This is a genomic window from Dapis brunnea BLCC-M229, assembly GCF_050015995.1.
GTDB lineage: Bacteria > Cyanobacteriota > Cyanobacteriia > Cyanobacteriales > Microcoleaceae > Trichodesmium.
The window spans coordinates 26,613-34,246 of the sequence record NZ_JBNHEP010000159.1; the positions used below are offsets into that span (position 1 = coordinate 26,613).

10 protein-coding genes and 1 pseudogene are annotated in these 7,634 nt (G+C 34.5%); 4 read left to right on the top strand and 7 right to left on the bottom strand.

All coding sequences use genetic code 11. From position 1 onward, the window contains the following. Nucleotides 1-82: 82 nt before the first annotated feature. Nucleotides 83-1,063, top strand: a complete 981-nt coding sequence (locus tag ACP6PM_RS18825; protein ID WP_426587279.1) for a pentapeptide repeat-containing protein — start codon at nt 83-85, stop codon at nt 1,061-1,063. 29 nt (nt 1,064-1,092) lie between these two features. Beyond that, nucleotides 1,093-2,094 carry a galactose-1-phosphate uridylyltransferase gene (gene galT, locus ACP6PM_RS18830; protein ID WP_426587281.1) on the top strand — a complete coding sequence of 334 codons (1,002 nt, stop codon included), beginning with the start codon at nt 1,093-1,095 and terminating at the stop codon, nt 2,092-2,094. Here the strand turns inward: galT and purN are convergent. The 6 genes from purN to ACP6PM_RS18860 all read right to left on the bottom strand — a co-directional run bounded on the left by purN (nt 2,080) and on the right by ACP6PM_RS18860 (nt 5,429). Continuing rightward, a complete protein-coding gene (purN, locus tag ACP6PM_RS18835; protein WP_426587283.1) occupies nt 2,080-2,751 on the bottom strand; it encodes a phosphoribosylglycinamide formyltransferase in 672 nt (223 codons plus the stop codon). The two genes, galT and purN, sit on opposite strands and share 15 nt — an antisense overlap. A gap of 234 nt (nt 2,752-2,985) precedes the next feature. Then, complete coding sequence (locus ACP6PM_RS18840) at nt 2,986-3,672, bottom strand: GNAT family N-acetyltransferase (RefSeq protein WP_426587285.1); 687 nt, start codon at nt 3,670-3,672, stop codon at nt 2,986-2,988. Nucleotides 3,673-3,784: 112 nt separating this feature from the next. Further along, entirely contained in the window at nt 3,785-3,973 is a 189-nt protein-coding gene (locus tag ACP6PM_RS18845; protein WP_426587287.1) for an NACHT C-terminal helical domain 2-containing protein, read from the bottom strand. A gap of 239 nt (nt 3,974-4,212) precedes the next feature. After that, the gene (locus ACP6PM_RS18850; RefSeq protein WP_426587289.1) at nt 4,213-4,392 is read right to left on the bottom strand and encodes a hypothetical protein; all 180 of its coding nucleotides are present in this window, start codon (nt 4,390-4,392) and stop codon (nt 4,213-4,215) included. 84 nt (nt 4,393-4,476) lie between these two features. Then, a complete protein-coding gene (locus ACP6PM_RS18855) occupies nt 4,477-4,617 on the bottom strand; it encodes a hypothetical protein (protein ID WP_426587291.1) in 141 nt (46 codons plus the stop codon). Nucleotides 4,618-5,291: 674 nt separating this feature from the next. Continuing rightward, on the bottom strand, nt 5,292-5,429 hold the full coding sequence (locus tag ACP6PM_RS18860; protein ID WP_426587292.1) for a hypothetical protein: 138 nt from the start codon (nt 5,427-5,429) through the stop codon (nt 5,292-5,294). A gap of 440 nt (nt 5,430-5,869) precedes the next feature. On the opposite strand from ACP6PM_RS18860, the gene nadA reads away from it, so the two are divergent. After that, on the top strand, nt 5,870-6,841 hold the full coding sequence (gene nadA, locus ACP6PM_RS18865) for a quinolinate synthase NadA (RefSeq protein WP_426587294.1): 972 nt from the start codon (nt 5,870-5,872) through the stop codon (nt 6,839-6,841). Nucleotides 6,842-6,973: 132 nt separating this feature from the next. Next, nucleotides 6,974-7,201: a hypothetical protein gene (locus tag ACP6PM_RS18870; RefSeq protein WP_426587296.1), complete on the top strand. Its 228-nt coding sequence runs from the start codon at nt 6,974-6,976 to the stop codon at nt 7,199-7,201. A 35-nt stretch (nt 7,202-7,236) separates the two neighbouring features. Here the strand turns inward: ACP6PM_RS18870 and ACP6PM_RS18875 are convergent. Then, nucleotides 7,237-7,396 (bottom strand): annotated as a pseudogene (locus tag ACP6PM_RS18875) (IS1 family transposase); the annotation flags it as partial. Between the last annotated feature and the right edge of the window lie 238 nt (nt 7,397-7,634).

Genomic DNA, 7,634 nt, shown 5'->3' on the forward strand with positions numbered 1-7,634 from the left:
TATCAAGAAAATAATCATGGTATGAGGTGTGTCCAATGTTTTTATTTCATCCTAAAAAAAACCTCATTATAATTCTGCAAATATGCTTTTGATCAAAAAATATTTGTCCCAACTATACAATCATCGCAAATTAGCAAGATTACTGAGAAGTACAGTTAGATTTATTTATGGTTTGCTAGAAATTATTACTGTTTTAATCGCCGTAATCCTGTTAATTTTAGGGATAATCTATATCGAAGATACGATAGAACAAAAAACACAGTGGGGTAAAGGTTTACTAGACTCAATTAAACACTCCCAAATTCTGGGAACTATTGAAAATATCAGCATTGTTACAGCATTAGTTATTTACATTAGGTGGGGAAAAAAGAAATCCCATTATCAAGCTTGGCAAGTAATCGACTCCGCCCAAGGATTAGACATTAGCTATGCTAGAATTAGAGCTCTAGAAGAACTCGTTAAGGGAGGTGTTTGTTTAAAAGGTTTATCTTTGCCTAAAGCCAATTTAGACCAAGTTAATTTAGTAGATGTAGATTTTAAAGAAGCCAACCTTCAAGGAGCAAAACTTTTAGAAGCAAACCTTCGAGGTGGTAAATTTGAATTAACTCAATTACAAGGAGCTTTTCTCTGGGGAGCAAATCTTCAAGATACTTTTTTTCTCTTAACTCAACTCCAAAAAGCAAACCTCAGTTCAGCAAACCTCAAAAATGCCGATCTAGAAGGAGTAAACCTCTTAGAAGCTTGTTTACAAAAAGCTAATTTAGAGGGAGCCTATATATTAGGAAATCTCCAAGGTGTTGATTTACAAGAAGCAAATTTAAAAGGAACAAATTTACAAGGTTGTTATCTCAAAAATGCCAACTTTAAATCGGCAAATTTGAAAGGAGCTAACTTACAAGATGCCAATTTACAGGGAGCTAAGTTCCAAGATGCTAATCTACAAGATACCAACTTGCAAAAAGTAAAAGGGCTGAATGCTTCACAAATTAAATCTGCTAATAACTGGCAACAAGCTAAATATTCAAAAGAATTTTATTCTCAGCTAGACTTACCAGAAAAATAATCAATCTCACCTAAATATATATAAAAAATATGAACAAAAGTCATATCCGGCTCAACAAAACCACAAGAGAATGGGTAATCTATGCACCAAATAGAGGTAAACGTCCCCAGGATTTTCAACAAGAACATATCGTACAAAACCAGGGAGAAAGTCACTCTCCAAAATGCCCTTTTTGTACTGGTAATGAACACCTTCTCAGGCCGATTATTTTAGAGAGACCAAACCCAGAAAATACTAACTGGCAAATTCGTGTTATGTCTAATAAATTTCCGGCCTTAACCCCAGATGAAAATACTCATCGAAAATTAGAAGGAATTTATCTCACAATGCCTGGTTATGGTAGACATGAAGTAATTATTGAAAGTGCCAATCATAGTCAAGATATTCCCACAATGTCTATCCAAGAAGTAGAGATGATTATTGATACTTACCATCAACGTTACATCGAACTTATGGAAATAGATGAAAGTATGATGGTAATTATATTTAGGAATCATGGAAAAAAAGCAGGTGCTTCATTAGTTCATCCTCATTCTCAGATTATTGCAACTAGCATTGTTCCTCAGCATCGAAGGTGGCAAGAAGAAGAAGCTCAAAGATATTATGATGATTTTGGTCGTTGTGTATACTGTGAAATATTAGCATTTGAACAGGAAAATAAAAAGCGGGTAATTGAGGAAAATTCATCATTTTTAGCCTTTATTCCTTTTGCTGCTAAAGTACCTTTTGAAATTTGGATTATGCCTAAAAAACATGAAGCTGATTTTGGCAGTATTTCCGAGTCAGAAAAATTTGATTTTGCATCAATTCTCAAAAATATCCTAACTAGATTATCAGAAAAATTAAACGACCCAGATTATAATTATGTAATTAATACTGCTGCTCGTTATAAAGCAGAAGAACCCCAGGTACATTGGTATTGTCAAATTGAACCTAGACTTACCACACCTGCGGGTTTTGAAATTGGTTCTGGTATTCGGATTAATCCCTCACTTCCTGAACTAGATGCTGAATTTTTAACTACTACTTAAAGTCTCATTTTTAGATGCAGCAAGAGCAATAGCACCTACAATAATTTGATGTTCTTGTACTTGGATTCTTTCGTGGAGAGTTTCCGGTGTATCATCAGGTAAAATTGGTACAGCAGCTTGCATTAAAATCGGACCATTATCTACTTCTACATCTACTAAATGTACCGTACAACCAGTTATTTTTACTCCAGCTTGTAAAGCTTGTTCAACTGCTTTTATCCCTTTGAAACTAGGCAATAAACTAGGATGGATATTGATAACTTGATTAGGAAAAGCATCTATTAAAACTTTAGTGACAATTCGCATCCAACCAGCCATAATCACCCACTCTACATCGTATTCTTGTAGAGTTTTGACAATTTGGCTATCAAATTCTTCTCGATTTTTGTATTCTCGATGATTTAACAATACCGATGGAACACTCCACTTTTCTGCTCTAGATATAACCTTAGCTCCAGGATTGTTATAAATCATTACCTGAATTTGAGCATTTAATTTTTGATTATTTATCGCTTCTGCAATAGCCTCAAAATTACTCCCATTACCAGAAGCTAGAATCCCTAATTTTAGAGGAGAATATTTTTGTAAAGCATTCTCAGGAATAGCTGGAGAAATTAGACAAGAATTAGAATTAAGTACTTGAGTTTCAGTTGTCATTTTTTGTCAAATAAAATAGTAGAACAGGGAATAGGGAATAGGGAATAGGGAATAGGGAATAGGGAACATAGAATAGTTGGAAAAACATTTCCTAGTCTAAACTATTATAGTAATCCGTGCTTATGTTGTAATATTTTATCGTAGGGTTTTTTTTCACAAATCATTTCATATTGCTATATACTCACTATTAATAGCTAAATACTTATATTAAACACCAGTAAAAGCAGACATTACTTAAAATGGATGAAAGCCACATACCCTAGTAGATATTTTAATAGGAGAATTGTATTTTTTAGCAGTAAATTCCTCTTTGAGAATCGAATAAATTTTCAAATCCCGATATTTTCCCTTGATAAACATACATTCGCGCAGAATACCCTCATATTTCATTCCTACTTTCTCCATTACCCTAGCAGAAGCTATATTTTCAATTACACATCTAGCTTCAATCCTGTTTAACATCATCGTTCTAAACCCAAAATAAATAATAGCATTAACCACCTCAGTCATATAACCCTTTCCCCAATATTTCCGAGACAAAGTGTAACCAATTTCTGCCCTAGCGTCTTCTATATTCCAGTCAATAAATCCAGCAGTACCAATAAGTTTTTGGTCTGCTTTGTGAACAATACCCCAGTTAGAAACCTCATTATTCTTATAATTATTAATTGTATATTGTAAAAACAATTTAGTATCTTGAATAGAGTTATGAGTATACCAACCTGTATATTTTGAAACTTGTGAATCTTGAGCATATTCAAACATATCTTTTGCGTCCTTCAGAGACATTTTTCTCAAAAGGATTCGTTCGGTTTCAATAGTTGGTAAATTGCTAAAAATATCCAGATTTTTCAAATCTTGAATTTCCCAATTTGATAGATGCCTGAAATTATTTAAGCATAACAATATATTGTTAGTCAAGAATGTTAACCAATTACTGGCTCCGATGTCTTACTGGAGATTTTTTTTAGGTTTTATTAGGGCGGTATTGTTGTTTCCATTTTTCTATTTATTCTAGGGGAATTAGGAGAGTTTATTCTATTTTTTCACAGACTTCAGCACTAACATTGGAGTTAGTATTTAGCAAATCAATAATAAATTTATTGGCATAATAATATTTTTCTTGCAACTTAAATTGTTGAGGTGTACGATCTGAAAAAATACCTCTTGGATTTGAGAGCCTGCCAGTAAATTCCAGGACTATAGAATGTCTTTCCACCATGAATTACCTTTTTATTTTCCCCATAACTTCTTTAAATTAGGTATATTTTTTTTGGCAATGGGTATGAAATATTCCAATCTTTTATCAACTACAAAATCACCTTGTAAGTCTGTTGAAGCAGATGTACTAACATCCCCTAATTCGGGTATAATACAATGCTCACCACAACTTTTTTTGTAATAAAAATAAACTTTTTTTTGGGAAAGGTATTCAACTTGAATTCCTCTTTTTTCATCCGACTACCTCATGAGAATATCTAATCCTTCTTCATGTAACTTATAACGTTTTGATGGAAAGTCTGACCTATCCTGAAAAACTACACAAGCAAGATTAAATAATATTGGTGTAACAGCTAATTCTCGAATCTTTTTATTTTCAGGAAGCTGGATTTTTTCTAATAATTGTTTAGTATTTGTCATACCATTTTCTGGAGAATTACTATCAACTCCTACAAACCAATTTTCGAGAAAACTTTTGACTTGTATTTGATTAAGATTGCCTACTTAAATATAATCAAATCCCTGAAAACTATATTCTTGAACAGCAATGCGACAGCCAATAATAAATTTATTTTTATAATATCTAATGCTATTAGCAAAATCTTGAATACATTGAGCAAGTTGCTTGGCTTTTTTTGCAGGCACGACTTTATCTAACCCATCTAATAAAATAAAAGCTTTTCACCAACCTAGTATTTTTTCTAATTCCTCTTTCTGACAGATTCCTAAAAACTATTTTGTGAAAATATAATCTAAAAAATCAAAGTTTTTGTTATCTAATTTATCATCATCAGATAATTGTTTTAAGGTAATAAAAATTGGTAATCTATCGTAAGCATTCAGCCGTCAGCTATCAGCCATCAGCATATTGCTTTTAGTTTTAGATAAAAGCTTTACTCATTTAGGCATAGTTTATACTTGCTATAAAAGCTGACTGAAACAGTCTATATTCATCAAAACCCCTTCATCAGAGCTGAGAGCTGACAGCTAATAGCTGAATGCTTACAATCTATCGGATAAAAAATTATCTTCATTATTATTACCGAAACAATTAAACAATTAAACAATTAAATAATTAGATAATCCAGGTTTAAAGCCTCCCCTTTCAAGGAGAAAAAGCGGTCGTTTGCGGAGCAGTCCGTTAGGATGGGATGGCGAGGTCTCCTCGCCATATCCAATCGACCAAGAGAGCGGTCGTTTGCGGAGCAGTCCGTTAGGATGGGATGGCGAGGTCTCCTCGCCATATCCAATCTCCCCTTGAGAAATAAATTTTTTCCTTTTAGTCAATCCTCTCCCTTTTAGGGAGAGGTAATTATCCATTAATGAAACTTAATTGCTAGCCACTTGAGAAAAGTAGTTTTTCCTGACCTCGGTTTACCCAGTAACATCAAATTTTGATATTTTTCAACAACCTCTAAAACTTCTAATCCTGATTTTCTTACGAGAGTTTTACTCAATCCTAATCTATCAAATTTTTCTGAGTTAACCTCCCCTGGTTGAAAATTTTTCAGTAAATCAGGAATTTCTAACCATCTTTCATTAGTAGGATTTTCTAAAATATTTACATCTGTATAAATTCTGGTTATTTCAATTTCTCGCGTATATAAGAGACTGTTTGTAAAAAAAAGCTAAAAATGGCCATAAAGAAGTATATAAGAGATTGTTTGTAAAAAAAAGCTAAAGAAAAGTAGTATAAATGTTTAATAAGCCCATTTATTATAGTAATATATAAAAGTGAAATTAAAATCAACTTCCAAAAATTCCTTGTCCTAGTAACCAAATTAAGGTTCTGATTTATGCTATAGTTATTTGTGTTTTGTGTGCGATGGCCTTGCGCTCAAAAGCCGGAAACCTCCTAATATTTATTTGAGAAAAAGTTTCTAAAAGATACCTAACTATGTTTATAACGGAATCAAAAAAAACAAACACCTACTTTAACTCTATCCCAGATGACTTATTCGCAGCTATTGAAGAACTCAAAAAGGAGCTAAATGCTGTTATTTTAGTTCACTACTATCAAGAGCCAGATATTCAGGATATTGCCGACTATTTGGGTGATTCTTTAGGTTTATCTCAGCAAGCTGCTACTACAGATGCTGATGTAATCGTCTTTGCTGGAGTCCATTTCATGGCAGAAACTGCCAAAATTCTTAACCCTAACAAGTTAGTTTTATTACCCGATTTAGATGCGGGTTGCTCTATGGCTGATGGTTGTCCTGCCGAAGAATTTGCTGCTTTCAAAGCTGCCCATCCCGAGCATTTAGTTGTTTCTTACGTTAATTGCTCTGCTGCGGTTAAAGCGATGAGTGATATTATTTGCACTAGCTCTAATGCGGTGAAAATTGTTAATCAAATTCCAGAAGATCAACCGATTATTTTTGCTCCTGATAAAAACCTTGGTCGCTATGTCAGCGAACAAACAGGCAGGGATTTAGTACTTTGGGAAGGGAGTTGTATAGTTCATGAAATTTTTTCTGAAAAGAAGATCGTACAACTGAAAATGGAACATCCTCAAGCAGAATTTATTGCCCATCCAGAATGTGAAGAGCAAGTGTTGCGTCATGCCGATTTCATTGGTTCAACAAAAGCTTTGTTTGAGTATAGTAAGCAAAGCGCTGGGGAGAAATTTATCATTGGCACTGAACCAGGAATTATTCATCACATGGAAAAGCAAATACCAGAAAAACAGTTTATTGCTGCACCAGCGATGGGTAACTGTGCTTGTAATGAATGCCCCCACATGCGACTGAATACTTTGGAAAAGTTATATTTGGCAATGAAGAATCGGAGACCGGAAATTACGCTGCCAGAAGACATTCGGGTTGCTGCACTCAAGCCATTACAACGAATGTTGGAAATGTCAGCGTAACTTCTCATTACGGAATATATATTGTTCAGTTTGAGAAGTTAAGTTTCGCGGTATGTTGACGAAGTCAAAAAACCCTTCTCAAACGAACAGATCTACAAACAGGTTTAGATATGCTCTTGCCTTAAAATAACTATGACATTACCACAATCGGAGAATCAATCTTCTTCGTCAAAAGACGCAGCTTTACTTTACGATTGGTACATTTACAGTATTCGTGAAGCCCTTAAGCAAAAAGAAAAAGCTACCGGAGCATTAGAAATTAAAGACTTGCTAGATTTGGGTCATCTGGATAAATATCACTACTTTGGTAGTCAAGCTTGCGATCGCGCCATCAATTATTTGGTAGTCCTGCTCGCGTAATGGTTACGTTGTCCCATTGTATTGTTAAACCTTTATATATAGCTAGTTTGACCAGTTTTCTTCCCGACAGCCTTGTGTCGCATTGATGGTAACACCATTTCGTAGGCTTCCCAAAAATCAAAATCAGCAAATTGCACATTGACGATATACTCCAGGTAAAGATTGCCAAAGACCTTGAGCTGACTGCCGAGAGGGTTCGCGTAGCGTCCCGGAGGGAAATCGCCAATATATGCTCCTACAATTGAGCGATAATGCTCCGCATCGCTACCGCGAATGCCAACATCTATAGCAAGCTAAATCCATTTTTTATATCATGTCCGTTTATACGGACATGATATGATTTGAATATTATGGGATACTTACTCAAGGGTACACCCATGGTCGATTGGAGGCAAGCGAGGAAACCTCGCCATCCCATCCTAACGGACTGCTC

Coding starts and splice junctions, on each gene's coding strand:
- ACP6PM_RS18825 (WP_426587279.1), top strand. CDS start 83: ATGCTTTTGATCAAAAAATATTTGTCCCAACTATACAATCATCGCAAA.
- galT (WP_426587281.1), top strand. CDS start 1,093: ATGAACAAAAGTCATATCCGGCTCAACAAAACCACAAGAGAATGGGTA.
- purN (WP_426587283.1), bottom strand. CDS start 2,751: ATGACAACTGAAACTCAAGTACTTAATTCTAATTCTTGTCTAATTTCT.
- ACP6PM_RS18845 (WP_426587287.1), bottom strand. CDS start 3,973: ATGGTGGAAAGACATTCTATAGTCCTGGAATTTACTGGCAGGCTCTCA.
- ACP6PM_RS18850 (WP_426587289.1), bottom strand. CDS start 4,392: ATGACAAATACTAAACAATTATTAGAAAAAATCCAGCTTCCTGAAAAT.
- nadA (WP_426587294.1), top strand. CDS start 5,870: ATGTTTATAACGGAATCAAAAAAAACAAACACCTACTTTAACTCTATC.
- ACP6PM_RS18870 (WP_426587296.1), top strand. CDS start 6,974: ATGACATTACCACAATCGGAGAATCAATCTTCTTCGTCAAAAGACGCA.